Genomic DNA, 25,849 nt, shown 5'->3' with positions numbered 1-25,849 from the left:
TCCGTTTGCTCAGCCGTGGGCCGGCGGATTGGACCGGCTCACGTCGTCATCCTGCCGGTCGGGCGAGCCACCCTCCTGGGAGGGCTGTCCCGGTGGGGGATACGGCGGGTACGGCGGGTACGACGGCTGCGCCTGGCCCTGCTGGCCGGAACGACCCTGCCCGCCCGGATAGCCCTGCTGGTGGCCGGCGTGGCCCTGCTGACCGGGATAGGGCTGCGGGCCCGGATAACTGGGCGCCGGTTGCTGCCAATAGGGCTGCTGTGGCGGCTGCGCCGGCGGATGCCAATAGTTCGGCTGCTGCTGCGGTTGCTGCGCTTGCGGCGGCCATCCCGGCGCGCGCCAGCCCGCCGGCGCGCCGTAGTCCGGCTGGGTGGGCCCGTGCGGCGCACCCTTACCGCTGGCCTGACCGCCGTGAGAACCGTTGCCGCCGTTGGCGTTTCGGTCGGCCTCCAGCCGTGCCGCTTCGCTGGCCCGCGCGATGGCCGCCTTGAACGCCGGCTCGGGGGTGGGCGGCGGCCACGGCTCGCCACGCTCGATGGCCAGCTCGCCGGGGGTCTTGATGGGCGGCTTGTCCGACGGGATGCGGCCACCGAAATCGTCGAACATGGTGAGCCGCGGGCGCTTTTCGACGCCCGAGAAGATGCTTTCCAGTTCGGCCCGGTGCAGGGTTTCCTTTTCCAGCAGCTCGCCGGCGAGGGTGTCGAGGATGTCGCGGTATTCGGTGAGGATTTCCCACGCCTCGGTGTGCGCGGCCTCGATCAGCTTGCGGATCTCGTCGTCGATGTCGCGGGCGACCTCGTGCGAATAGTCCGCCTGCGTTCCCATGGTGCGGCCCAGGAACGGGTCGCCGTGTTCCGAACCGTATTTGACCGCACCGAGTTTGGAGCTCATCCCGAATTCGGTGACCATGGCACGCGCGATCTTGGTGGCCTGCTCGATGTCCGACACCGCGCCGGTGGTCGGCTCCCGGAAGACCAGCTCCTCCGCGGCGCGCCCGCCCATGGCAAACACCAACTGCGCGATCATCTCCGAGCGGGTCCGCAGCCCCTTGTCTTCCTCCGGCACCGCCACCGCGTGCCCGCCGGTGCGGCCTCGCGCCAGGATCGTCACCTTGTAGATCGGCTCGATGTCGGGCATCGCCCAGGCCGCCAGGGTGTGGCCGCCTTCGTGGTAGGCGGTGATCTTCTTTTCCTGCTCGCTGATGATGCGGCCCTTGCGGCGCGGGCCGCCGATCACCCGGTCCACCGCCTCTTCCAGGGCGGCGCTGGTGATGACGGTGCCGTTCTCCCGGGCCGTGAGCAACGCCGCCTCGTTGATGACGTTGGCCAGGTCGGCGCCGGTCATGCCGACGGTCCGCTTGGCCAGCCCGGCGAGGTCGGCATCCGGGCCGATCGGCTTGCCCTTGGAGTGCACCTCCAGCACCGCCTTGCGGCCCGCCAGGTCCGGGTTGGACACCGGGATCTGCCGGTCGAAGCGGCCGGGCCGCAGCAGCGCCGGGTCCAGGATGTCGGGCCGGTTGGTGGCCGCGATCAGGATCACGCCGGCCCGCGGGTCGAACCCGTCCATTTCGACCAGCAACTGGTTCAGCGTCTGCTCGCGCTCGTCGTGCCCGCCGCCCAGGCCCGCGCCGCGCTGGCGGCCAACGGCGTCGATCTCGTCGACGAAGATGATGCACGGGTTGTTCTGTTTGGCCTGGTCGAACAGGTCGCGTACCCGGGACGCACCGACACCGACGAACATCTCGACGAAGTCTGAGCCGGAGATGGTGAAGAACGGGACGCCGGCCTCGCCCGCCACCGCGCGGGCGAGCAGCGTCTTGCCGGTCCCGGGCGGACCGTAGAGCAGCACGCCCCGGGGGATCTTGGCGCCCAGCGCCTGATAGCGACCGGGGTTCTGCAGGAAGTCCTTGATCTCGTAAAGCTCCTCGACCGCCTCGTCGACGCCGGCGACGTCGGCGAACGTGGTCTTGCGCATGTCCTTGGAGAGCTGCTTGGCGCGCGATTTGCCGAACCCGAAGCCCATCCGGGCGCCGCCCTGCATGCGGGAGAACATCACGAACAGCCCGACCAGCAGCAGCAGCGGCAGGACGTAGACCAGCAGCTCGCCCAGGATGCTGCCCTGGTTGACGACGGTGCTGACCTTCGCGTTCTTGGCGGTCAGCGCGTTGAAGAGGTCGACCGCATACCCGCTCGGGTATTTGGTGATGACCTTGTCGGAGTTGTCCGTGTCGCCATTGCCCTTCTTCAGGGTCAGGCGCAGCTGCTGCTCGCGATCGTCGATTTGCGCGCTTTTGACGTTGTCGCCGTTGATCTGGGACATCGCCACGGACGTGTCGACGGGCTTATAGCCGCGAGTGTCGTCGCTGAAATAGAAGAACGACCAGCCGAGCAGCACCACGACAGCAATCGCCGTGATGGTGCGAATAACGTTTTTCCGGTTCATCAATCATCGGCCTTGCCGGCCAGGTCCTTCCCCGATATACACGCAGCTGGAAAAGTCCAGGCTACCGCCTGTGGCGATCGCCAGCTCCGGCAGCGCCGGGGCGCAGCGGGTCGCCACCATCTGCTCCGCGGCGATCGCCAGCTCCGGCAGCGCCGGGGCGCAGCGGGTCGCCACCACCCTGTTCAGTTAACGACGGGCGGTTCCCGCGTCGCGTCACTCGTAGTAGCGCGCCTCGACCACATTCCCGTCGGGATCGGCGAAATAGAATCCCTGCGGCGCCCAGCCCCGCGCGCCGAAGCTGTGGTTCAGCCGGGCACTGGTGTCCACGCCCTCGGCCTGCAGGCGCGTGTCGAGCGCGTCGTATTCGGCCTTCGACAGGGCAAGGCAGACGTGGTTAACCGGTTGGCCGGCGCTTCCTTCGGCCACCGCGGACGACACCGCACCGGAAGCCATCTCGAGTGGCATCAGGTCGATGATCGAATCCTCGGACACCCGCACGCTGGGGAAAGGCGCCTCGGCGGCCTCGAACTCGGCGAACCGCACCGGTGCCAGCCCGACCACCCTCGAGTAGAAGTCCATCGCCGCGCGCGGATCCTTCGTCCACAGAACTACGTGGTCCAATCGCATGCACAAATTATGCTGCGCGGGGCCAAAGAGACCCTTCTCAGTGCGCAACCGTTGTGCTTTGGTGAGACGGTGCCCCCAACCCAACGGTTAGTAGATACCAATGGTGTGCGGCTGCGGGTGACCGAAGCGGGCGACCGCGGCGCACCCGTGGTGATCCTGGCCCACGGCTTTCCCGAACTGGCCTACTCCTGGCGCCACCAGATAGACGTCCTCGCGCAAGCCGGCTACCACGTGCTGGCGCCCGATCAGCGCGGCTACGGCGGTTCGGATCGCCCGGATGCCGTCGAGGCGTACGACATTCACCAGTTGACGGGAGACCTGGTCGGTTTGCTCGACGACGTCGGCGCCGAGCGTGCCGTGTGGATCGGGCACGACTGGGGTGCCGCCGTGGTGTGGAACGCCCCGCTGCTGCACCCCGACCGGGTCGCGGCCGTCGCCGCGCTCAGCGTGCCCGTGACGCCGCGCCCGCGCGTAGCGCCGACGAAGGCGTGGCGAAAGATGTTCGGCGAGAACTTCTTCTACATCCTCTACTTTCAGGAGCCCGGTGTCGCCGACGCCGAATTGAACGCCGATCCCGCCCGGGTGATCCGTCGCATGATGGGCAGCCTGGGAACCGACGGCAAGGATGCGCTGGTGCGGATGGCCAGCCCCGGTCCGGCGGGTTTCGTCGAACGCCTTGGCGAACCGGACGGCCTGCCGGACTGGATAAGCCAGGACGAGCTCGACCACTACGTCGCCGAATTCTCGCGGACCGGCTTCACCGGCGGGCTGAACTGGTATCGCAATTTCGACCGCAACTGGGAGACCACGCCCGAACTCGACGGCGTCAAGATTTCGGTCCCGTGTCTGTTCATCGGCGGGACGGCCGATCCGGTCCTGTCGTTCACCCGCGCCGACCGCGCCGCGGAGGCGATTTCCGGTCCGTACCGACAGGTGATGATCGACGGCGCCGGGCATTGGCTGCAGCAGGAGCGCCCCGGCGAGGTGAATGCGGCCTTACTGGAATTCCTCAACGGATTGGAGCTTTGATGAGCGCGCCCCTGCGTTTCGGTGTCTTTATCACGCCGTTTCACCCCGTCGGCCAATCCCCAACGGTCGCACTCGAGTACGACATGGAACGCGTCGTCGCGCTGGATCGCCTCGGGTTCGATGAAGCGTGGTTCGGCGAACACCACTCGGGCGGCTACGAGCTGATCGCCTGTCCGGAGGTATTCATCGCCGCGGCGGCCGAGCGGACCAAACACATCCGGCTGGGCACGGGAGTGGTCTCGCTGCCCTATCACCACCCGCTGATGGTCGCCGATCGCTGGGTGCTGCTGGATCACCTGACCCGCGGCCGGGTCATGTTCGGTACCGGCCCGGGTGCGCTGCCGTCGGACGCCTACATGATGGGCATCGATCCCGTCGAACAGCGACCGATGATGCAGGAATCCCTCGAGGCCATTTTGGCGCTGTTCCGGGCCGCACCCACCGAACGGATCGACCGCCACTCCGATTGGTTCACCCTGCGCGACGCGCAGTTGCACATCCGGCCCTACACCTGGCCTTACCCCGAAATCTCCACGGCGGCAATGATTTCGCCGTCCGGTCCGCGGCTGGCCGGCGCGCTGGGCACCTCGCTGCTGTCGCTGTCGATGTCGGTGCCCGGCGGCTACGCGGCGCTGGAAACCACCTGGGACGTGGTGCGCGAGCAGGCCGAAAAGGCCGGACGGGACGAGCCCGACCGCGGCAACTGGCGCGTCCTGAGCATCATGCACATCGCCGACAGCCGCGAGCAGGCCATCGACGATTGCACTTACGGGCTGCAGGATTTCGCGAATTACTTCGGCGCCGCCGGATTCGTCCCGCTGGCCAACAGCGTGGAAGGCACCCAGACGCCACACGAGTTCGTCGCGGACTACGCGGCCAAGGGGAATTGCTGCATCGGCACGCCCGAGGACGCCATCGCCCACATCGAAGACCTGCTCGACCGCTCCGGCGGCTTCGGCACCCTGCTGATGCTCGGCCATGACTGGGCATCGCCCGAGGCGACGTACCGCTGCTATGACCTGATGGCGCGCAAGGTGATTCCCCACTTCAAACGTCAACTCGAAGCGTCCCGCGCATCGCACGACTGGGCCAGAGGCAAACGTGACCAGTTGATCGGCCGGGCCGGCGAGGCCGTGGTCAAGGCCATCACCGAGCACGTCGACGAACAGAAAGACGCGGTGCACTGATGCGCGCCTCGGTGTTGCGCGACGGTCGCATGGTCTACCGCGACGACGTGCCCGACCCGATCCCCGAAGCCGGGCAGGTGCTCGTCGGCGTGCGGGCATGCGGAATCTGCGGCAGCGACCTGCATTTCGCCGCCCACGGCGCCCAGGTGCTGGAAATGACCGAACGGGCGGCCGGTGGCGGCGGTGGCATGCACGTCGACCTGGACCACGACATCTTCATGGGTCACGAATTCAGCGCCGAGATACTCGAAGCCGGCCCCGACACCGAGACCCATCCACCGGGCACCCTGGTCACCTCGCTGCCGGTGCTGTTGTCCGCCAAGGGCGTCGAGCCAATTGTGTACAGCAACAGCACAATCGGCGGCTACTCCGAACGGATGCTGTTGTCCGCGCCGCTACTGCTGCCCGTCCCCAATGGCCTGGACTTCAAACACGCAGCACTGACCGAACCCATGGCGGTGGGATTGCATGCCGTCAACAAGTCCAACGTCGCGCCCGGGGAGACGGCCCTGGTACTGGGCTGCGGCCCGATCGGGATCGCCATCGTCGCAGCCCTTCGGTCCAAGGGCGTCGAAACCATTGTGGCGGCGGACTTTTCGCCGAAGCGACGGGAACTCGCCACCGCGATGGGAGCTCACCAGACGCTGGATCCGGCGCAGGGCTCGCCCTTCGACAGTGTCAAGCCCGCGGTGGTGTTCGAGGCCGTCGGGGTGCCCGGCATCATCGACGACGTGCTGCTCCGCGCGCGGCCGGGCACCCGACTGGTGGTTGCCGGGGTGTGCATGCAACCCGACACAGTGCATCCCTTCTTCGCGATCGCCAAAGAGATCAACGTGCAGTTCGTGCTCGCCTACACCCCCGACGAGTTCGGCGACTCGTTGCGCGCGCTGGCCGACGGCGACATCGACGTCAGCCCGCTGATCACCGGCGAGGTGGGCTTGGATGCGGTCGGGGCGGCGTTCGACGACCTGGCCGACCCCGAGCGGCACTGCAAGGTTCTCGTCACGCCCTGAAACTTGTCAGGGGCCCCGCCTATAATCGAACGCATGTTCGAAGTACCGTCGGATCCCGCCGCTCTGGTGGCGGTGATCGAGTCCACGCATCGGGAGGAGTCGATGCTGGTGGCGCGGCGGTTGGCGGCGGTGGCGGCGCTGCTGCGGCATCGGGTGGCCACTGCCGACGGGGCCGATCGGGAGTACGCCGAGATCGACGGTTTCGAGCAGACCGCCGCCGAGGTCGCCGCGGTGATGAACCTGTCTGCGATGGGTGCCAGTTTTCTGGTGTCGCACGCCGAGGCGCTCGATACCCGCCTGCCGCGGGTGGCGGCGCTGTTGGCCGAGGGGCGAACGGATTGGCGCACGGTGCGTTTGGTCATCACCCGCACCGATCTGGTCACCGACCGGGAGGTGATCGCCCAGCTCGATGAGTCGTTGGCCGCCCGGATCGGGAATTGGCACGGTTGGTCGCGGCAGCGGATCGTCAACGCCGTCGATGCCGCGGTGCGGGTCGCCGATCCCGACGCCGCCCGGGAGCGTCGGGTGGCCGCCGAGGAGGACCGTTACGTCGCCATCAGCGCCGCGGACAACGGGATGGCCGAGATCCGCGGTTCGGTGGCCGCCGCCGCCGCGACGGCCTTTGATCGCCGGCTGTCCCAACTCGCCAAGCAGGTGTGCCCGGCCGATCCACGGACGATGGATCAGCGCCGCGCCGACGCACTGTCGGCGCTGGCCGAGGGCCGCCGGTTGGGCTGTGCGTGTGGGCAAGCCGACTGCCCCACCCGGGCCGGCGAGCACGCTCGCGAAGGTGAGCCGACCGGGGCGCGGGTGGTCGTCAGCGTGATGGCCGGCGAACAGACCGTCTACGCCGTCGGCGCCGGGCCCGGCTATCTGGAGGGCTATGGGGTCATCGATGCCGAGCAGGTGCGCCGGTTGGCGGCCGCCGCGTCGGTGCTGGTGGCCAACCCGGTGACCAGTCCGGTCGAGGCCTTGCGCTATCAACCGCCGGCGGGGCTGGAACGGTTCGTGCGCTGCCGTGATCTGACCTGCCGCTTTCCCGGATGCTCCCGCCCGGCGATGATCTGCGATATCGACCACACCATTCCGTTCAACCATCAAGATCCGCGGGCGGGTGGGCGCACCGTCGCGGAGAACCTGAAATGCCTGTGCCGCCAGCATCATCGGCTCAAAACCTTCGGGGGCTGGCGCGACAAACAGTTGGCCGATGGAACCGTGGTCTGGACTTCGCCGACCGGCAACATCTACCGGACCTCGCCGGCGGGTGCGGATCTGTTTCCGGCGGGGCGCGCCCCGGCCTGCGCCGCCCCCGAGCCGAGGCGACGCAGCCGATCACGGCAGCGCAGCGCGCGGATCACCCAGGCGCGCACCCACAATCGCGAGCAGCGCCCGATCAACGCGGCCCGCCGCCGGCTCGAACAGGATCGCAAAGACGAGATCGCGGCCCGCAAGTTCCGAAACCACATGCGCGACATGCTGTTCCTGTTCAAGGGAACACCGAGCACCAGCCCCTACTGCACCTGGGTCAACGACCCCCGAGAACCGGAAGAACTGCCCCCGGACTGGGAACCCGACCAACCCACCCTGCAGCCCCTACCCGACGAACCACCCTTCTGACGCGTCACCCACCCGCGGGGGGCTGCGCGATGACCGTGGGCTTGAAACCGTATCGGGGAGTGACGAAGTGGGCCGCGACGCCGCGCCCCGCCCCAGCGGCGGGCACCATCGGCACCCCGCCCACCGCGTTCGTGGCACGTTCGACGGCTCCCGCGGCGGTGGCACCATTGAGCGCCACGGCGATCGGCGGTGCCGGGGCCGCACTCGCCCAGGCGGCGGGCACCGCCAATCCGCCGATCGATGCCGCCTTGCCGACGGCCCCGCCGATCGCGCCGATCGAGCCCAGGCCCGCACCCGAAACGGCGGGAAGGGCCGCTTCCGCGGCCTTGGCGACGCCCTCGGCGGCGGACTTCGCGGCGGGCATGAAGCCCTGCGCGAGACTTTGGATGTCCTTGAACGCCGTGGTGAACAACCGCGTCGGCGAAATCAACCGGATGAATGCGTCGAAAGGCGTGCTGGCATCGAGGGTTTGCGACCCGGTCAGGCCCTCCAACAGATCCCCCAACGGGCCCCCCACGACAATGCCGTCGCCCTCGGGGTTCATGCCGATCCCGCCGAACGACAGTGTGGGATTGGCCGGCGACGGGGACGTGTTGGTCGGCCCGGCCAGCGCCGACAGGGTCTGGGGCACCGCGTCGAGCCCCTGCGCGCTGTCGCTCCCGCTCGTACCGGCGGCCCGGGCCACCGCGGCGGCCTGACCGGCGACGCCGGCCGGATCCGTGGTGGGCGCCGCCGGTTCGAACGCGGGCAAGGTCGCGGCCGCCGCCGACGCGCCGGCATATTCGTACATCGCGGCGGCGTCCTGGGCCCACATCTCGCCGTATTGCGCCTCGGTGGCCGCGATCGCCGGGGTGTTCTGCCCGAGGAAGTTCGTCGCCAGCAACTCCATCAGCAACGCCCGGTTCGCCGCGATCACCGGCGGCGGCACCGTTTCGGCGAATGCCGCCTCGTAAGCACCCGCCGCCGCCACCGCTTGGTTCGCCGCCTGTTCGGCCTGTCCGGCCGTGGCGCTCAGCCACGCCACTTGCGGCACGGCCGCGGTGAGCATGGACGTCGCGGCCGGCCCCTGCCACGGGCCGCCCTCGATGCCCGCGATCACCGACCCGTAGGACGAAGCCGCGGAATGCAGGCCGGCGGCCAGGCCGCCCCACGCCGCGCCGGCGAGCAGCAACGGCCCCGAACCCGGCCCCGAATAGATCAGCGCGGAATTGATCTCCGGCGGCAACTGCGCAAAATCCAGCATCGTGTCCTCGCCTAACCGACCGCGGCGGCGTTGGCGAGTTCCGTGGCGGCATACGAACCGGCGCTGATGCCAAGCGTCGTCGCCAACTGCTCGCGAACCGCCGCCGCCTGCGCACTGATCTCCTGGAAGAGCTGTCCATGCCGGGAGAACCGGGCGGCCGTCAGGATCGACACCGCATCGGCGGCGGCGGGCGCCACCGCCGTCGTCGCCACGGCGAGCGCCGAATTGTTTTCCTGCACTGCGGCATTGATGCCGTGCAGCTCACGCGAAGCCGCATCGAGAATTTCCGGCCTTGCCATCAGAAAAGACATGGTGAGTCCTCAAAACCCTTTCAATTAACCAGCTTTCAGCGACGATCACCGGCGCCGAGTCCGACGCTCGTCACGTTAGGCCGGTGACCTCGGGTGATGACAGCCTGCGGCCGGCTATTTCATAACCGGTTGGACAACTATTCATTTAGCTGGACGCGTCCGCTGCGACTCTTTGGGTTCGGCATGAATATCGCGGTAATCCAATATGATTGGAGTCATATATGTTCGTATATGAGCGCACCGCAGCGCCGATTTTGCTTTGCTAGGGGTACCGGTGAGCCCGCGCCGGACGACCCCCCTCCCGACAGGATCCGCCCGCTGGCTATGCTGCCCACGCAGGTATCCGCAGCTTGACGGGACGGAACACCGATGCTGGCGCGCGACGCATTCACCGGCTGACTGCCTTGGCCGCCAATGGTTCCGCTCTGGCGCAGTTCTTGCGCGCGCGCCGCAGCCTGGTCCGGCCCAGCGAGGTCGGCCTGCCTGAGGGCGAACGCCGCAGGGTCGCCGGCCTGCGCCGGGAGGAAGTCGCGGTGCTCGCCGGCATCAGCACCGACTACTACCTCCGCCTCGAGCAGGGCCGCGAAACCAACCCCTCCGATCAGGTGCTCACTTCGATCGCCCGGGCGCTGCGACTGGACGACGACGCCGTGGTGTACATGCGAAACCTCATGCGCCATGGATCGGCCGAGCGCATTGCGCCACTGCAGCAATTGAATCCGGGCCTCCGTGATCTGCTCGACGGTTTTCCACGGGCGGCCGCGATCGTCGTCGACCCCGGCATGACGGTCGTCGTCGCGAACCGGGCGGCGGCGGCGTTGTCACCGCACTTGCGGGTCGGGTCCAACGCCGTGCGGGAACTGTTTCTCGATCCGCGCTCGCCGCAGTTGTACCGCGACTGGAAGTTGCTGACCGCGTGGGCGGTCCGGCTGCTCCGCGCGACGTACGGCCAGCGTCCCGATCCGGCCCTGATCAACCTGGTCGACGAGTTGATCGAGCACAGCCCGCGGTTTCGCCAGCAGTGGGCCCGCCACGATGTCAGGCACGAAGTCGCCGGAGGGTTGGGCATCAACCACCCGGAGGTCGGCGCGCTGCGGCTCAACTACCAGCAAATGGTGCTGCCGGGGACCGGTCACGTGCTGGTGGCTTACTGGGCCGAATCCGGCTCGCCATCGGAGGCCGCCATGCTGCGCCTGGGCGCCGACTGAGCCTGGGTGTGGCACTACCAGGAACAACGCGTCCTGGATGCAAGCGCTCGGCCGCCGCAACATTTGACGCATGAGCCATACTTCCCGTCCGGCTGTCCTGACATGACGCAAGCAACACCCGAAACGCATCCCGGCGCAATGGAACTGGTCGCGGTGCTGGCCGGGTTCATGGCGGGTCCGGTGGCAACACCCGCCCTGATATGGCTCAGCCTGGCCCTGGAGCTGCCCCTGGTGGTGGTCATCGTCCTGCTCGTCGCCATGGTGCTGGTGTCAAACTGGCTCTCGCACATCATTATTCGCATCCACGAGCCGGGCTGAGCCGGGAACCGGGCCACGGCACCGACCACTTGACCGGAAATCCACAACACGGACGGCGGGGCCAGGGGCTAGGGTGCCAGGCATGCCGGTCGCAACCAACGCCTCGAACCTTGTCCGCCGATCGATCGCGGTGGCCGCGGCCGGCCTGACCGTCGCGGCGGCGTCGGCATGCGACGAGCCCAGCCCGTCGCACCCGGGCGCCAACCCGCGCCAGGTAACGGTTTTGGGAACCGGGCAGGTGCAAGGCGTCCCGGACACGCTGACCGCCGACGTCGGTATCGAATTCACCGCCCCCGACGTCACCACCGCGATGAACCAGACCAACGACCGTCAGCAGGCGGTCATCAACGCGCTGCTCGGCGCCGGCGTGGACCACAAGGACATCAGCACCACCGAGGTCACCCTGGCGCCGCAGTACAACAATCCCGGCCCCAGCGGCACGGCCGACATCAGCGGATACCGCGCCACCAACGCCGTCGCCGTCAAGATCCACCCACCCGACGCCGCGTCGCGGTTGCTGGCCCTCGTCGTCGGCACGGGGGGCGACGCCACCCGGATCAGGTCGGTCCGCTATTCAATCGCCGACGATTCGCAGCTGGTCAAGGACGCCCGCACGCGGGCGTTCAACGACGCCAAGGGCCGCGCCGAGCAGTACGCCCAGCTGTCCGGGCTCCGGCTGGGCCGGGTGCTGTCCATCTCGGAGGCCACCGGCAACCCCCCGCCGGTCGGGACGCCGACGCCGCGGGCCATGCCGTCGATGGTCCCGCTCGAGCCCGGCCAGCAGACCGTGAACTTCTCGGTCACCGCCGTGTGGGAGCTGGACTGAGCCGGCCGGATGGCGGCGACCTGCCGCGCCCGGCTTCGCCGCGCTTGCGATCGCCGCGAGCTACTGCTGGTAGACCCTGGGGTCCAGGGTGCCGATGTAGGACAGGTCGCGGTAGCGCTCGTCGTAATCGAGGCCGTAGCCGACGACGAAGTCGTTCGGGATGTCGAAGCCCACGTAGGCGATGTCGACGTGGGCTCCCTTCGCGTCCGGCTTGCGCAGCAGCGTGCACACCTTCAGCGACCGCGGATGCCGCGTTTTGAGGTTGCGCAGCAGCCACGACAGGGTCAGGCCCGAGTCCACGACGTCCTCGACGATCAGGACATCGCGGCCTTGGATGTCGCGGTCCAGGTCCTTGAGGATGCGCACCACACCCGACGAGGACGTCGATGATCCGTACGAGCTGACGGCCATGAATTCGAACTGCGTCGGCACCGGGATCGCGCGGGCCAGGTCGGTGACGAAGATCACGGCGCCCTTGAGCACGGTGATCAACAGCAGGTCCTGGCCGGTCTCGCTCGCGGCGTCGCGGTAGTGCTCCCCGATTTCGCGGCCGAGTTCGGCGATTCGCGCCTGAATCTGCTCCGCCGTCAGCAGGACAGACTTGATATCCCCGGGGTAGAGCTCCGCGGGCTGGGCGGGGGTGATCGCCGAGGAGATCTGGGCCACGCCCACAGAGTGCCACGCCGGCGGGCGGATAACCAACGGCGGCCCCGATATTGCGGTCAGCCGACCGGTTCGCGCCACAGCGTCAAAACGCCGTCGCGGCGGCCCGCGAACAACCGCTCGTCGGGCACGGACGACCCCACCGCCACGCCGCCCTGGCCGCGCCACGCGGTGATCAGGGTGTCGACCCCCCGAATCTGCTTGTCGGTCAGCCCCGTTGCGCCGCCCGCCAGCAGCCAGGCCCGGATCACGCGCCGCCGCACGGGCGCGTCCAGCGTCGCCAGCGCCGAGACCCGTAGCCCATCGCCCGCCTTGGCGCCGGGCAGCGCCCGGGCGGCGAGCGTGTCGATCAACTCGCCGTCCTCCCGCAGCGCGGTCGCGGTGCGGGCCAGCGCCTCGGCGACGCCCCCGCCGAGCACGTCTTCGAGCAGCGGCAACACCTCGGCACGCAACCGGGTCCGGGTGAAGCGGGGGTCGCTGTTGTGCGGATCGCGCCATGCGGTCAGGCCCAGCTCCCGGCACGCGTCGTGCGTCACCGCACGCCGGACCCCCAACAACGGCCGGCACCACGGCGGATCGTAGGGGCGCATCCCGGCGATCGAGCGCACGCCGGACCCCCGGCCCAGCCCGAGCAGCACCGTCTCGGCCTGGTCGTCGAGCGTGTGGCCGAGCAGCACCGGGCCGTCGTGGTAGGCGGCCAGCGCGGCGTAGCGGGCCGCGCGGGCCGCGGCTTCGGGACCACCCTCCGTGCCGACCTGCACCCGAATCACTTGCGCCGCAACACATCCCAGTGCGACGGCCTGCGCCCGGGCGGCTTCGGCGACGTCGGCCGAGCCGGGTTGCAGGCCGTGGTCCACCACCACCGCGGTGGTGGGCCGCAGCTGGGCCGCCACCGCGGTCAGCGCCAACGAATCCGGGCCACCGGACAGGGCCACGCACCATTGGTCGACGGCGGCGAGGTGCGTCTTGACGAACGCCTCGACCGCCGCGCGCAGCCGGCCTACAGCACCCTGTCGATCCATCGCTGGGGCTCTTCGATCTCGATGGGCAGCGGCAGCGTTTCGGGCCCCGCCCAGATGGCGTTGAATCGCGCCATGCCCACCTGGCCCACGACGTGGTCGACGAACGCCTTGCCGCGCGTGTATTGGCTGAGCTTGGCGTCGAGTCCCAGCAGTGCGCGCAGCAAGCGCTGCAGGGGCGGTTGCTTGCGGTGGCGGCGCTCGTCGAAGCGGCGGCGGATGGTGGCCACCGACGGCACGGCGATCGGCCCGACGGCATCCATGACGTGGTCGGCGTGGCCCTCCAGCAGCGTGCCCAGCACGAGCAGCTGATCCAGGGCGTGGCGCTGGGGCTCGGACTGCACCGCCCGCACCAGACCGAGGATGCCCGCCGAGTTGGCGTCGGAGTTCTGATTGCCGCGATTGCGGGCGTAGTCGGCGAGCCGGCTCACCACCTCCCCGAGGTCGTCACCGGCGTCGCGGGTCAGCAGGCCCAGCGCCTGCGACATGTAGTCGGGCAGCCACGGGTTGGCGGTGAACTGCACGCGATGGGTGACCTCGTGCAGGCACACCCACAGCCGGAAATCGGACGGCTCGATCCGAAGCTGCCGCTCGACGGCGATGACGTTCGGGTACACCAGCAGCAGGCAGCCGGCCCTGGCCCCGTTATCGGTGGCGAAGGGGTCGTATTGGCCGAGGATCCCCGACGAGACGTAGGCCAGGACGGCGCCGGTCTGCGCGCCGGTGACCCGGCCCGTGAGAAACCCGCGCGGCTTCTCCGCGCCGTTCATCATCACCCGCATCGACTCGGCCGCGGCGGCGACCCATTCCGGGCGGTCGACGATGCGCGCGGCGGGCACGGCACCATCCGCGACCAGGCCGGTGACGTCACGGACCAGGGGTTCGGCCTTGGCGGCCGCGTCCACCAGTTCGTCCATCACCTGGCGCCGGGTGTAGTCGCTGGACGGTGGCCCGGGCCGGGCCAGCCGCCGGCCGACCGTGGCCGCGAATTGCCAGTCGACGGCGGTGCCCAGCGTCAGTTCCGACGCCGGCGTCATGAGCACCCGCAGAACCAGAGCCGGGTCGCCAGCGCGTCCATCACGTTGCGGCCGTTGGGGCCCGCGTCGTTGGAGATGAACGCGAAGGTGAGCACCCGGCCGCTGCGGTCGGTGAGCACCCCGGCCAGCGCGTTGATGTTCGTCAGCGAGCCTGTCTTGGCCCGCAGCCAGCCGGCGGGGCCCTGGCTGGTCGAGGCGTCGAGGAACCGGTCGCCCAGCGTCCCGCTGCCGGCGGCGATCGGAAGCAGGTCCAGCAGCGCCCGCAGCGACGGCTGGTCGGGCCCGGCGGCGGCCTGCAGCACCCCGTCGAGCGTCTTCGCCGTGAGCCGGTCGTCGACCGAAAGCCCGCTGGAGTCCAGCAGCGCCGCGCCCGCGGTGTCGACGTGGGCGGTGCTCAACCGGTTGGTCACCGCGTCGGCCGCGCCGGCGAAGCTGCGCGGCCGGTTGATCGCGGCCGCCACCTCACGGGCGATGCATTCGGCCAGCACGTTGTCGGAGTGGTCCATCATCTCCGAGAGTCGCTGGACCAACGGCGCCGACTGCACGACGGCCAGCTGCCGCGCCCCGGACGGCGCCGTCGCGATCGTCACCGCGGCGGGATCGAGGTTCAGCGCCTTGGCCAGCTCGCGGCCGGCGTCCAGCGCCGGCGTCCGGGACCGCCGGGAGTTGACCGTGGTCGGCTGGATGCGCCCGGCGTCGATCATCACCGACTCGATCGGCGCGATGTCGCCGTTGTCGACGTCGGCGGGATCCCAGCCCTGCGCCATCGTCGGGCCGCTGAACGCCGAGGTGTCCACCTGCACCGCGGTCGGGGTCACCCCGCTGCGCCGGATCTGTTCGACGAGGTCGCTGATGCGGGCCGCGCCGCGGTACCAGGTGTCCTGCCCGGGCGGCGCCGCCGAGAGCACCGGATCGCCGGCGCCCACCAGCACGACGGGGCCCTGGGCGTTCTGGCTGCCCGCGACCACCCGGGTGCTGATCCGGGCCTGGCGGTCCAACGTCAGCAGGGCGGCGGCGGCCGTCAGCACCTTGTTGGTCGACGCCGGCACCAGCGGCATGTCGTCGGCCACCTGCCACAGCTCTTTTCCGGTGAGGGCGTCGGTGATCCGGCCGCCGAGCCTGCCCAGGTTGGGATCGCCCGCCACCGGTGCCAGCGCGGCGCCCACGCCGGGCCCGCTGGGTAACTCGGCGGTGTCGCTCACCGGGACCATGCCGGGCTTGACCGTGGGCGCGTGCGGAGGCGGGATCGGGGCGCGCGCGCTGCCCGCGCCGTGCCCGGTCGTGGTGAAAAACGTCGCCGCCACCACCACGGCAGCAACGAACGCCAGCACGCCCAACCCGATCAACACTGGGGTGGATTTTTGCCAGCGAGTACGGGCCATCACTCTCCTGACTGTCTGAACCCATTCTGCCGAATCGGCGCCGATGGGCTCGACTAGGGTGTAGCAGAGCAAAATTGGCCTGCCCATGCAGACACCCAGACAAGGAGCCGACGCGGTGGAATTCGACGTGACCATCGAGATCCTCAAGGGCCAGCGGAACAAATACGAAATCGACCACGAGACCGGACGGGTGCGTCTGGACCGCTACCTGTACACCGCGATGGGCTACCCGACCGACTACGGCTACATCGAGGACACCCTCGGCGAGGACGGCGACCCGCTGGACGCCATGGTGCTGTTGCCGCAATCGGTGTTTCCCGGGGTGATCGTCGAGGCCCGCCCGGTGGGCATGTTCCGGATGACCGACGAAAAGGGCGGCGACGACAAGGTTTTGTGCGTGCCGGCCGGCGACCACCGCTGGGACCACATCCAGGACATCGGCGACGTGCCCGAGTTCGAGCTGGACGTGATCAAGCACTTCTTCGTGCACTACAAGGACCTGGAGCCGGGCAAGTTCGTCAAGGCGGCGGACTGGGTCGGCCGTGCGGAGGCCGAGGCCGAGATTCAGCGCTCGGTGGACCGGTTCAAGGCCGAGGGGCACTAGCCCGATGGTGGCGACCCGCCGCGCCCGGCTTCGCCGCGCTTGCGATCGCCACTAGCCCGATGGTGGCGACCCGCCGCGCCCGGCTTCGCCGCGCTTGCGATCGCCACTGATATGTGAGTCATTTTGTCAAGGGGCAGGGTGAAGCGGCGGCCGCAACCGTCGTCGAGGCCGCCGCTTCGTTGACCAGATGAGCGTTGAGGTGTCGAGCGTGTCGTGTCGACGCGTGTCAGTCTGATATACGCGGGTTGGTTACCGCAGGACGGGACTTTCGAGTCGGAGCGGTCCGCTTGTCTAGATGTCGAGCGTGATCGGTTGTGGTGCAACGTGATTGCTCATAGCGGCGACGCGGGTCACTCCAAGACGCTTGCCGACATCTGCTTGCTCATCTGGACGTTTGTGGGCCGCTTAGTCCTCGAGGACGGCCAGCGACCAGCACCATCCGGCCAGCTCACGCGCGATCGCGGCGTTGGCCACCACGGAGCGTTTCTTGCGCTCATCGAATCGCATCCAGCGTTCATGCAGGCGCCGGTTGCCGGCCTGGCCGCGGGCGCGGGCGGCTGGGGATGCGGCATCCCAGCGGCGGCGCATCACCGCGCCGGGCCGGTAGGGGGCTCGGTGATGCCAGGCGGCTTCGATGAGCAGGCGGCGGGCATGACCATTGCCGGTCTTGGTCACCGCGCCCTGGGTTCGCGTCGCTCCTGAGGAGTACTCGCTTGGCACCAGCCCCAGATAGGCGCCGATACTGCGCCCGGTCAGCCGAGACCAGTCCCCGATCTCGACGGCCAGCCCGAACGCGGTCAGCGTGGACACCCCGCGCAGACACCCCAGCCGGGTCACCACCGGGGTGAACCGCGAATCAGCGGCCATCTCGGCGATCGCGGTATCGAGGCGCTCCCGGCGCTCGAGGGTGGCCAGCATCGCGTCGAAAGCGGTGTCGTAGGCCAGCTGCAGCGCGGCACTGTCGAACCGCTGCCGACGCAACCACCGCTGATGCTCACGGATCCAGGCTCGTCCACCGCAATAGACGATCCCCTGGCGCAACAACAGTTTCGACAGTCGATGCCGAGCAGACATCAAATCCCCACGGACATCCTCGCGGGCCCGCACCAAATCCCGCGCCGCTTCCTGCTCGATGCTGGGAACCGTCACTTCGGTGATCTGGCCCAGATGCAACAACCGCGCCAGATGCGCGGCGTCGCGGGCATCGGTTTTGACTCGGTCACCCGTCGGGCGAATCAACTTCGATGGCGCAGCCACCACACAGGCGATGCCCGCGGCATCCAACGCCCGGGCTAACCCGAACCCGGTCGGACCCGCCTCATAGGTCACCGCCACCGGGCCCGGAAGATCCCTTAGCCATGCTGCGATCTCACCACGGTCGGGGGTCAACCGCCGCTCGAATACCTCCCCGGTATCCCCATCCAACCCACACCCGACCACCGATCGGGCGTGCACATCCAACCCAACACTCGTACGCTGAATCTTCACTGGGGCCTCCATCCACATCTGTGGCTCTACTGGCCAGGACCAACTTCCTGACAGCAACCCACGTTCACATGTGGCGAGGCCCCAGCCTCCTCATACCGTCTAGCCCGATGGTGGCGACCCGCCGCGCCCGGCTTCGCCGCGCTTGCGATCGCCACTAGCCCGATGGTGGCGACCCGCCGCGCCCGGCTTCGCCGCGCTTGCGATCGCCACTAGCTCGCCCGCGCCCTGCGCCGGTTGCGCAGCAGGCTCCAGCCCAGCGCCGCCCCGATGAAGACCACACCCACCGAGGCGGTGACCGCCTCGGGCACCTGCAAACCCGGATCGATGGATCCCAGCATGATCACGGCCAGCGCGCCGATCGCCCAGTGCGCGCCGTGTTCCAGGTAGACGTACCGGTCCAGGGTTTCCTGCTTGACCAGGTAGATGGTGATGGACCGCACGAACATCGAGCCGATCAACCCGAGCCCCAGCGCGATGACGATCGGGTCCGAGGTGATCGCGAAGGCGCCGGTGACCCCGTCGAACGAGAACGCGGCGTCGAGCACCTCCAGATAGAGGAACAGGGTGAAACCCGCCCTGCCGACCGCCTCGCCGACCGTCATGCCCTCGACGTTGGCCGGCCGGAACGCGCGGCTCAACCCGTTGACCACCAGGTAGGTCACCAGGCCCAGCACCCCGGCGGTCAACACCGTGGCACGCTCGTCGGCCGAATGCGTCAGCCGCGAGCCGACGAGCACCAGCGTGGCGCCGGCCACCACCACCGACACCTGGCCGAGTCGCCCGATGCGGGCGAACGGAACCTCAATCCACTTGAGCCACTTGATATCTCGGTCGTGGAAGACGAAGTCCAGGAACAGCATCAACAGGAACATCCCACCGAAGGCCGCGATCTGCGGATGGGCGGACAGGATCATCTTCTCGTAGCTCGGCGAGCCGTCCGCGAACTCCAGCGCGCCGTTCGGCGGCGGATGCAGCGCCAGTTCCATCGCCCGCACGGGACCGATCCCCGCGGTCGCCCACACGATGACCAACGGGAACAACAAACGCATCCCGAACACGGCGATGACGATCCCGACGGTCAAGAACATCTGCCGCCAAAACGGGCTCATCCGCTTCAGGATCGCGGCGTTGATGATGGCGTTGTCGAACGACAGCGACACCTCGAGGACGGCCAACACCAGCAGCAGGAAGAGATCCTCGAGGCCACCGTGGGCGTACCCCAGCACGAGGGCCACCACGGTGAGCAACAGCGAAACACCGAAGACGCGGTAGGCGGCCATGGGTCCTTTCCGACAGCGGCTCACATTAGCGAACCCGAGCGCCGCGCCGGGCGAGCGGTGCGGACACTTACTATTTTCAAATTGTGGCGATACATCGGTGCGGTCCGCTGAAAGCGCTGCCCCGATGACCGAAATCAGCGCCTCGCAGGGGCCGGTGGCGCGCGGCAGCATGGCCCGCGTCGGCACCGCCACCGCCGTGACCGCCCTGTGCGGCTACGGCGTGATCTACCTGGCGGCCCGCGACCTCGCGCCCAGCGGCTTCTCGGTGTTCGGGGTCTTCTGGGGGGCCTTCGGGTTGGTCAGCGGCGCCGCCTTCGGGCTGCTCCAAGAGACCACCCGCGAGGTCCGCGCGTGCGCCTACCTCGACGTCGCGCCGACCAAGCGCACCCACCCGCTGCGGGTCGGCGCGCTGCTCGGGGTCGCCGCGGCCGTCGTGATCGCGGGGACCGCGCCGCTGTGGAGCGGTCGGGTTTTCGTCGAGGAGCGCTGGTTGTCGGTGGCGCTGCTGTGCGCGGGGCTGGCCGGCTTCTGCGTGCACACCACGCTGCTGGGCATGCTGGCCGGCATCAATCAGTGGACCCAGTACGGGGCGCTGATGGTGACCGACGCGGTCATCCGCGTCGCGATCGCGGCGGCCACCGTGGTGCTGGGCTGGCATCTGACCGGCTTCCTGTGGGCGACGGTCGGCGGCGCGATCGCCTGGCTGATCCTGCTGGTGGCCTCGCCGGCCACCCGCGCGGCCGCGCGGCTGCTCACCCCGGGCGGCACCGCGACCTTCCTGCGGGGCGCGGCGCATTCGATCACCGCGGCCGGCGCCAGCGCCATCCTGGTGATGGGTTTTCCCGTGCTGCTGAAGCTCACCAGCGCCGAGCTCGGCGCCGAGGGCGGGGTGATCATCCTGGCCGTCACGTTGACCCGCGCGCCGCTGCTGGTGCCACTGACGGCCATGCAGGGCAACCTGATTGCGCATTTCGTCGACGAGCGCAGCGACCGGGTGCGCGCGCTGATCGCCCCGGCCGGCATCGTCGCGGGCATCGGCGCGGTCGGGGTGCTGGCCGCGGGCGCCGTGGGCCCGTGGCTGTTGCGATTCGCCTTCGGGCCGCAGTACCACGCCAGCAGCGCCCTGCTGGCGTGGCTGACCGCGGCCGCGGTGGCGATCGCCATGCTGACGCTGACCGGCGCCGCCGCGGTGGCCGCCGCGCTGCACCGCGCCTACTCGCTGGGCTGGGTCGGCGCCACGGTCGCGTCGGGTTTGCTGCTGTTGCTGCCGCTGTCCCTGCAGACCCGAACCGTGGTCGGATTGCTGTGCGGGCCGCTGGTGGGCATCGGTGTCCATCTAGTGGCGCTGTCGCGCGCCGGACGCGCAACGGGCTGATCTGGCCTGCACCAGCGTGTACCTTGTGGGCTTAGATGGGTACGGAAACGCAATATTCGGTCGTCTGGGTCGTCATTCCCGCCTTCAACGAAGCAGCTGTCATCGCCGAGGTGATAGCCGACGTGCGCTCGGTATTCGACCACGTCGTCTGCGTGGACGACGGCAGCGCCGACGGCACCGGTGAGATCGCCCGGCGCGCGGGCGCTCACCTGGTTCGCCATCCCATCAACCTCGGGCAGGGGGCGGCCATCCAGACCGGCGTCGAGTACGCCCGCAAGCAGCCCGGGGCCGAGGTTTTCGCCACGTTCGACGCCGACGGCCAGCATCGCGTCAAGGACCTCGCCGCCATGGTCGACCGGCTGCGCGTCGGGGACGTCGACGTGGTCATCGGGACCCGGTTCGGCACCCAGCAGGTCGCGCGGCCGCCGCTGCTGAAACGGATCGTGCTGCAGACGGCAGCGCGGTTGAGCCGGCGCGGTCGCCGGCTCGGGCTGACCGACACCAACAACGGCCTCCGGGTGTTCAACAAGAAGGTCGCCGACGGGCTGGACATCACGATGAGCGGCATGAGCCACGCCAACGAGTTCATCATGCTGATCGACGAAAACCATTGGCGCGTCGCCGAAGAACCGGTCGAGGTGCTCTACACCGAATACTCGAAGTCGAAGGGGCAGCCGCTGCTCAACGGCGTCAACATCATCTTCGACGGGTTCCTGCGAGGGAGGACACCATGAACTGGATCCAGGTGCTGCTGATCGGATCGATCGTCGCGCTGTTGGTCTATCTGCTGCGGTCGCGCCGCAACGCGCGGTCCCGGGCCTGGGTCAAGGTCGGCTATGTGGTGTTCGTGCTGGCCGGCATCTACGCCGTGCTGCGGCCCGACGACACCACCGTCGTGGCGCAGTGGTTCGGGGTGCGCCGCGGCACCGACCTGATGCTGTACGCGCTGGTCATGGCCTTCTGTTTCACCACGCTCAGCACCTACATGCGGTTCAAGGACTTGGAGTTGCGCTACGCGCGGCTGGCCCGGGCGATCGCGTTGGATTCCGCGCAGGCGCCCGAGGCTAGCTAGCCGGCGTGCGTCCGCCGGAAGTAATCCACCGTGCGGCGCACACCCTCGGTCAGCTCGACCTTCGGTCGCCAACCCAAAACCTCTGCGGCCGAACCGATGTCGAGGCAGGATCGCTTGAGGTCACCGAGCCTGGGCGGCGCGAACTCCGGGTCGTCGGGCCCCCCGACGGCCGCGGCCACCGCCGTATGCAGTTGCCGGTCCGAGGTTTCGACGCCGGTGCCGATGTTGAAACGCCGCCCGCCGCCGGCGTCCCCGGACGCCTTGACGAACGCGTCCACCACGTCGTCGACGAAAACGTAGTCGCGAGTGTTGCCGCCGTCACCGAAAACCTTGGTGGGCTTACCCGATAACAGCGCCTGGGCGAAGATGGCCACCACGCCGGCCTCCCCGTGCGGGTCCTGGCGGGGGCCGTAGACATTGGCCGGCGCGATGTGTGAGCAGTCCAGGCCGTAGAGGTGGCGGAAGGTGTTCAGGTAGATCTCGCCGGCCACCTTCCCGGCGGCATACGGCGAAGCCGGATCGGTCGGCACCGTCTCGGGCGTCGGGTACCGCGGCGGGACGCCGTAGATCGAGCCGCCCGAGGAGGTGTGCACGACCTTGCGCACCCCCGCCCGGCGCGCGGCCTCGGCCAGGCGCACCGTGCCGATCACGTTGACCGAGGCGTCGAACTGCGGGTCGGCCACCGAGTGCCGCACGTCGATCTGGGCGGCGAGGTGAAACACCACCTCCGGGCGGTGCTCGTCGAGGATGGCCTCCAGATCCGCGGTCACGATGTCGGCCTCGACGAAGACGTGTGCCGGGTTGTCGGCCAGGTGCTCGAGGTTGCTCGCGCGGCCGGACGCGAAGTTGTCCAGCCCCACGACCGTGTGGCCGTCGCCCAACAGGCGGTCGACTAGCGTCGAGCCGATGAATCCGGCTGCCCCGGTAACCAGTGCACGCACCGGCCCACCATACATAGCGGCGGCGGCCGCGGCGCTCATCGCGGTGCAGCTGGCGGTCCGCGCGGCGCTGGCGTTCGGGGGCTATTTCTATTGGGACGACCTGATTCTGATCGGCAAGGCCGGCACGCATAACCTGCTCGCGCCGTCGTACCTGTTCCACGATCACGACGGCCACGTCATGCCGGCGGCATTCCTGCTCGCGGGCACCATCATCCGGCTGGCGCCGCTGGACTGGACCTGGCCGGCGGTCAGCCTGGTGGCGCTGCAGCTGCTGGCGTCGCTGGCGTTGCTGCGCGCGCTGCACGTGATCTTGGGCTGGCGACCGGTGTTGCTGATCCCGTTGACGTTCGCGTTGTTCACCCCGCTCGGCGTGCCCGGGTTCGCCTGGTGGGCGGCGGCGCTGAACTCGCTGCCGATGCTGGCGGCGCTGGCCTGGGTGTGCGCCGACGCCGTCCTGCTGGTGCGCACCGGCAACCGGCGCTACGCGGTCACCGGGGTGCTGGTCTACTTCGGCGGGCTGCTGTTCTTCGAAAAGGCCGCGGTGATCCCGTTCGTCGCGTTCGCGGTCGCCGCGCTGCTGCGCCACGTGACCGGTGACGGGGGGCTGGGATCGGCGCTGGCGGCGGTGTGGCGGGCCGGCGCGCGGTTATGGGTCGCGGCGCTGGCGCTCACCGCCGCCTGGGTGGTGCTCTACCTGGCCGTGGTCAATCAGCGGCGGTGGAGTTCCGACCTGTCGATGACGGGGCGGCTGCTGGCGCGATCGATCACGCACGGCATCGTGCCGGGGCTGGCCGGCGGCCCCTGGCACTGGGACCGATGGGCGCCGGCCTCGCCGTGGGCCACGCCCCCGCCGTCGGTGATGGCGCTCGGCTGGGTGGCGCTGGGCGGTGCGCTGGCGGTGTCGCTGGCGCGCAAGCGGCGCATCGGGCCGGTGTGGGCGACCGCCGCCGGCTACGCCGTGGCCTGCCAGGTGCCCATCTATCTGATGCGCTCGTCGAAGCAGACCGCGCTGGAGCTCGCCCAGACGCTGCGGTATTTCCCGGATCTCGTCGTCGTGCTGGCGCTGCTGGCCGCCGTCGCGCTGTGCGCCCCGAACCGCCCGGCCGGCCCGGGCTGGCTCGACGCGTCGCCGAAACGCGCCGCGGTAACCGCGGGTTTGGCGGCGTTGTTCACGGTCAGCAGCCTGTACTCGACGGCCACGTTCTTGACCAGCTGGCGCGACAACCCGGCCCAGCCCTATCTGCGCAACGCCCAGGCGTCGCTGGCCGCGGCCCATGCCGCCTCCGACGCGCCGCTGCTGGACCAGGAGGTCGATCCGCTGGTGCTGCAACGGGTGGCCGCACCGGAGAATCTGGCCAGCCACATGTTCGCCCTGCTGCGCGACAGGCCCGAATTCGCGCCCGCCACAACGCAATTGCGCATGCTGGACAGCTCCGGCCACCTGATCAAGGCGCGGGTGACCTGGGTCCGCACCATCGCGCCGGGACCGATGCCGCGATGCGGCTATTTCGCGCAGCCGGACAAACCCGCGCGCCTGGCCCTCGACGGACCGCTGTTGCCCGCCGACTGGACCGTCGAGCTGAACTACCTGGCCAACAGCGACGGGTCGATGACGCTGTCGATGACGCAGGGGCCCGAGGTCAAAGTGCCGGTGCATCCCGGACTCAACCGGGTCTTCGCGCGCCTGCCGGGCGCCGGGGACGCGATCACCGTGCGGGCCAACACCGCCGCGCTGGCGTTGTGCATCGCGTCGGGTCCGGTGGGTTTTCTGGCCCCGGCCTGACCGGGAAGAAATGGAGCCGCCTAGGAGAATCGAACTCCTGACCTATTCATTACGAGTGAATCGCTCTACCGACTGAGCTAAGGCGGCTGGTGCCCACACGCCGGGCGGCACGAGTCTACGGCAGGCGGGCGGGCACCACGAAATCAGTCGCGCGGTTCCTGGGCGCGCAGTTGCTGGCCGATCGTGGCGACCATGGCGTCGACGGCGAACTTCGGCTTGACGTTGATCGCCAGCGCCTCGCGGCACTCGAGAACCGCCTCGATGCAGCGCAGCAGCCGGTCGGGCGGGGCATGCGCGGCCAGCGCCGCGACCTTCTCGGCCATGTCCGGATGGTTGGCCCGCACCGCCCCGCCGTTCGCGGCGGCCAGGAGCGCATCCCGGAAATAGGTCGCCAGGTCGATCAGCGCCCGGTCCAGCGCGTCGCGCGAGGCCCGCGTCTGGCGCGACTTCTGCCGCCGCTCAAGGTCTTTGATCGCCCCGGCCGCGCCGCGCATCGCGCCCGCGGTGCCCTTGCCGGTCCCGCCGGCGCCGAGGGCCGTGCGCAGCTCCTCGGTCTCGGCCTCGGCGCGGTCCGCGGTCAGCACCACCGCCTCGGCCTCGGCCGCGGCCACCAACTCCTCGGCGGCGGCGTAGGCCCGCGACGGGGTCGCGGCGTCGCGTACCAGTCCCAGCGCCCGCTCCCGGCGCGCGCGGGCCTCCGGGTCGGTGGCCAGCCGGCGCGCCCGGCCCACGTGGCCGCCGCTGACCGACGCCGCCCAGTCCGCGGTTTCGGGACTCAGGCCGTCGCTGTCCACCAGCACCCGGGCGATCGCCTCGGTCGACGGCGTCACCAGCGCCACGTGCCGGCACCGCGACCGCAGCGTGATGGCGATGTCCTCGGGATCCACCGACGGCGCGCACAGCAGGAACACCGTCGACGGCGGCGGCTCCTCGACGACCTTCAGCAGCGCGTTGGCGGCGCCCTCGGTCAACCGGTCGGCGTCTTCGATCACCACGATCTGGCGATGCCCGGTGGCCGGGCGCCGCGACGCGATCTGCACGATCGCGCGCATCTCGTCGACGCCGATGGACAGGCCCTCGGGGATCACCCGGCGCACGTCGGAGTGCGTGCCGGCCATGGTCGTCGTGCACGCGTGGCAGCGCCCGCAGCCCGGGCCCCCGTCTTCGACGGTGGAGGTGCATTGCAGCGCGGCCGCGAAGCACAGCGCGGCCACCGAGCGCCCCGAGCCGGGCGGACCGGTGATCAGCCAGGCATGTGTCATAGTCCCGGCGCCCGCCTCGCTGTGGGCTGGGTCACCGCGGGAGGCTCTGGCGGCGGCGAGCAGCTCGGCCGTCACCGCGTCTTGGCCTACCAGCCGCGCAAACACCCCGGACATCATCGGTA

At 69.5% G+C, this 25,849-nt stretch carries 25 protein-coding genes and 1 tRNA gene; 13 read left to right on the top strand and 13 right to left on the bottom strand.

All coding sequences use genetic code 11. The annotated features are described in order from the left end of the window. Positions 1-9: 9 nt before the first annotated feature. Entirely contained in the window at positions 10-2,442 is a 2,433-nt protein-coding gene (gene ftsH / locus P6281_RS02290; RefSeq protein ID WP_324738601.1) for an ATP-dependent zinc metalloprotease FtsH, read from the bottom strand. 70 nt (positions 2,443-2,512) lie between these two features. Here ftsH and P6281_RS02285 point away from each other — a divergent pair, with 70 nt between their 5' ends. Next, positions 2,513-2,632, top strand: a complete 120-nt coding sequence (locus P6281_RS02285; protein WP_014381724.1) for a hypothetical protein — start codon at positions 2,513-2,515, stop codon at positions 2,630-2,632. Between the two features lie 23 nt (positions 2,633-2,655). Here P6281_RS02285 and P6281_RS02280 read toward each other — a convergent pair whose 3' ends face one another. Next, entirely contained in the window at positions 2,656-3,069 is a 414-nt protein-coding gene (locus P6281_RS02280) for a VOC family protein (protein WP_014378978.1), read from the bottom strand. 51 nt (positions 3,070-3,120) lie between these two features. Between P6281_RS02280 and P6281_RS02275 the strand changes: the two genes are divergently transcribed. Genes P6281_RS02275 through P6281_RS02260 form a run of 4 tightly spaced genes read left to right on the top strand, consistent with a single transcriptional unit; the run spans position 3,121 to position 7,915 of the window. After that, positions 3,121-4,098: an alpha/beta fold hydrolase gene (locus P6281_RS02275; RefSeq protein ID WP_232065646.1), complete on the top strand. Its 978-nt coding sequence runs from the start codon at positions 3,121-3,123 to the stop codon at positions 4,096-4,098. Beyond that, the gene (locus P6281_RS02270; RefSeq protein WP_008263461.1) at positions 4,098-5,285 is read left to right on the top strand and encodes an LLM class flavin-dependent oxidoreductase; all 1,188 of its coding nucleotides are present in this window, start codon (positions 4,098-4,100) and stop codon (positions 5,283-5,285) included. Before P6281_RS02275 ends, P6281_RS02270 begins: the two co-directional genes overlap by 1 nt. Further along, positions 5,285-6,298 carry a zinc-binding dehydrogenase gene (locus tag P6281_RS02265; protein ID WP_009957412.1) on the top strand — a complete coding sequence of 338 codons (1,014 nt, stop codon included), beginning with the start codon at positions 5,285-5,287 and terminating at the stop codon, positions 6,296-6,298. The genes P6281_RS02270 and P6281_RS02265 overlap by 1 nt, the downstream gene beginning before the upstream one ends. Before the next feature lie 33 nt (positions 6,299-6,331). Then, positions 6,332-7,915, top strand: coding sequence for an HNH endonuclease signature motif containing protein (locus P6281_RS02260; RefSeq protein WP_014383742.1), 1,584 nt, complete (start codon positions 6,332-6,334; stop codon positions 7,913-7,915). A 4-nt stretch (positions 7,916-7,919) separates the two neighbouring features. On the opposite strand, the gene P6281_RS02255 is transcribed toward P6281_RS02260, so the two are convergent. Continuing rightward, entirely contained in the window at positions 7,920-9,158 is a 1,239-nt protein-coding gene (locus tag P6281_RS02255; protein ID WP_014383741.1) for a PPE family protein, read from the bottom strand. Positions 9,159-9,169: 11 nt separating this feature from the next. Then, positions 9,170-9,469: a PE family protein gene (locus tag P6281_RS02250; RefSeq protein WP_014383740.1), complete on the bottom strand. Its 300-nt coding sequence runs from the start codon at positions 9,467-9,469 to the stop codon at positions 9,170-9,172. Positions 9,470-9,873: 404 nt separating this feature from the next. Between P6281_RS02250 and P6281_RS02245 the strand changes: the two genes are divergently transcribed. From P6281_RS02245 to P6281_RS02235, 3 genes are all read left to right on the top strand, one after another. Then, positions 9,874-10,677 carry a helix-turn-helix domain-containing protein gene (locus P6281_RS02245; RefSeq protein ID WP_014383739.1) on the top strand — a complete coding sequence of 268 codons (804 nt, stop codon included), beginning with the start codon at positions 9,874-9,876 and terminating at the stop codon, positions 10,675-10,677. A gap of 102 nt (positions 10,678-10,779) precedes the next feature. Further along, positions 10,780-10,995: a hypothetical protein gene (locus P6281_RS02240; protein WP_014383738.1), complete on the top strand. Its 216-nt coding sequence runs from the start codon at positions 10,780-10,782 to the stop codon at positions 10,993-10,995. An 82-nt stretch (positions 10,996-11,077) separates the two neighbouring features. Continuing rightward, on the top strand, positions 11,078-11,821 hold the full coding sequence (locus P6281_RS02235) for an SIMPL domain-containing protein (RefSeq protein ID WP_014383737.1): 744 nt from the start codon (positions 11,078-11,080) through the stop codon (positions 11,819-11,821). A 60-nt stretch (positions 11,822-11,881) separates the two neighbouring features. Here the strand turns inward: P6281_RS02235 and hpt are convergent, their stop codons facing one another. From hpt to dacB, 4 genes are read right to left on the bottom strand one after another with little or no spacing between them, the layout of a single operon-like run. Beyond that, complete coding sequence (gene hpt / locus P6281_RS02230; RefSeq protein ID WP_008263453.1) at positions 11,882-12,493, bottom strand: hypoxanthine phosphoribosyltransferase; 612 nt, start codon at positions 12,491-12,493, stop codon at positions 11,882-11,884. A gap of 50 nt (positions 12,494-12,543) precedes the next feature. Next, positions 12,544-13,506 carry a tRNA lysidine(34) synthetase TilS gene (tilS, locus tag P6281_RS02225; protein WP_014378969.1) on the bottom strand — a complete coding sequence of 321 codons (963 nt, stop codon included), beginning with the start codon at positions 13,504-13,506 and terminating at the stop codon, positions 12,544-12,546. Further along, a complete protein-coding gene (locus P6281_RS02220; protein ID WP_014383736.1) occupies positions 13,485-14,540 on the bottom strand; it encodes a zinc-dependent metalloprotease in 1,056 nt (351 codons plus the stop codon). Before P6281_RS02220 ends, tilS begins: the two co-directional genes overlap by 22 nt. Next, positions 14,537-15,922 carry a D-alanyl-D-alanine carboxypeptidase/D-alanyl-D-alanine endopeptidase gene (gene dacB / locus P6281_RS02215; RefSeq protein ID WP_029384489.1) on the bottom strand — a complete coding sequence of 462 codons (1,386 nt, stop codon included), beginning with the start codon at positions 15,920-15,922 and terminating at the stop codon, positions 14,537-14,539. The genes P6281_RS02220 and dacB overlap by 4 nt, the downstream gene beginning before the upstream one ends. Positions 15,923-16,037: 115 nt before the next feature. Here dacB and P6281_RS02210 point away from each other — a divergent pair, with 115 nt between their 5' ends. Further along, positions 16,038-16,526: an inorganic diphosphatase gene (locus P6281_RS02210; protein WP_008263447.1), complete on the top strand. Its 489-nt coding sequence runs from the start codon at positions 16,038-16,040 to the stop codon at positions 16,524-16,526. A gap of 405 nt (positions 16,527-16,931) precedes the next feature. Here the strand turns inward: P6281_RS02210 and P6281_RS02205 are convergent, their stop codons facing one another. Together P6281_RS02205 and P6281_RS02200 are read right to left on the bottom strand one after the other, a co-directional pair. Further along, positions 16,932-18,014: an IS110 family transposase gene (locus tag P6281_RS02205; RefSeq protein WP_438362663.1), complete on the bottom strand. Its 1,083-nt coding sequence runs from the start codon at positions 18,012-18,014 to the stop codon at positions 16,932-16,934. 209 nt (positions 18,015-18,223) lie between these two features. After that, positions 18,224-19,294, bottom strand: a complete 1,071-nt coding sequence (locus tag P6281_RS02200) for a DUF475 domain-containing protein (RefSeq protein WP_009953618.1) — start codon at positions 19,292-19,294, stop codon at positions 18,224-18,226. 124 nt (positions 19,295-19,418) lie between these two features. On the opposite strand from P6281_RS02200, the gene P6281_RS02195 reads away from it, so the two are divergent. From P6281_RS02195 to P6281_RS02185, 3 genes are read left to right on the top strand one after another with little or no spacing between them, the layout of a single operon-like run. Further along, on the top strand, positions 19,419-20,669 hold the full coding sequence (locus P6281_RS02195; protein WP_014378966.1) for a hypothetical protein: 1,251 nt from the start codon (positions 19,419-19,421) through the stop codon (positions 20,667-20,669). 35 nt (positions 20,670-20,704) lie between these two features. Then, positions 20,705-21,403, top strand: a complete 699-nt coding sequence (locus P6281_RS02190; protein WP_009953617.1) for a glycosyltransferase family 2 protein — start codon at positions 20,705-20,707, stop codon at positions 21,401-21,403. Then, positions 21,400-21,741: a DUF2304 domain-containing protein gene (locus P6281_RS02185; RefSeq protein WP_009953616.1), complete on the top strand. Its 342-nt coding sequence runs from the start codon at positions 21,400-21,402 to the stop codon at positions 21,739-21,741. Before P6281_RS02190 ends, P6281_RS02185 begins: the two co-directional genes overlap by 4 nt. Here P6281_RS02185 and P6281_RS02180 read toward each other — a convergent pair. Further along, entirely contained in the window at positions 21,738-22,682 is a 945-nt protein-coding gene (locus tag P6281_RS02180; RefSeq protein WP_009953615.1) for an NAD-dependent epimerase/dehydratase family protein, read from the bottom strand. The two genes, P6281_RS02185 and P6281_RS02180, sit on opposite strands and share 4 nt — an antisense overlap. Between P6281_RS02180 and P6281_RS02175 the strand changes: the two genes are divergently transcribed. Continuing rightward, on the top strand, positions 22,648-24,465 hold the full coding sequence (locus P6281_RS02175) for a hypothetical protein (protein WP_324738600.1): 1,818 nt from the start codon (positions 22,648-22,650) through the stop codon (positions 24,463-24,465). The genes P6281_RS02180 and P6281_RS02175 overlap by 35 nt on opposite strands. An 11-nt stretch (positions 24,466-24,476) precedes the next feature. Here P6281_RS02175 and P6281_RS02170 read toward each other — a convergent pair. Together P6281_RS02170 and P6281_RS02165 are read right to left on the bottom strand one after the other, a co-directional pair. Continuing rightward, a tRNA-Thr gene (locus tag P6281_RS02170) sits at positions 24,477-24,552 on the bottom strand. A 56-nt stretch (positions 24,553-24,608) separates the two neighbouring features. Next, positions 24,609-25,841, bottom strand: a complete 1,233-nt coding sequence (locus P6281_RS02165) for a DNA polymerase III subunit delta' (RefSeq protein WP_085981096.1) — start codon at positions 25,839-25,841, stop codon at positions 24,609-24,611. Between the last annotated feature and the right edge of the window lie 8 nt (positions 25,842-25,849).

It is taken from the genome of Mycobacterium sp. 5-140-3-2, assembly GCF_035666375.1.
Classification (GTDB): domain Bacteria; phylum Actinomycetota; class Actinomycetes; order Mycobacteriales; family Mycobacteriaceae; genus Mycobacterium; species Mycobacterium intracellulare.
The sequence above is the reverse complement of the archived record's forward strand: the minus strand, read 5'-3'. Positions and strand labels throughout refer to the sequence as shown.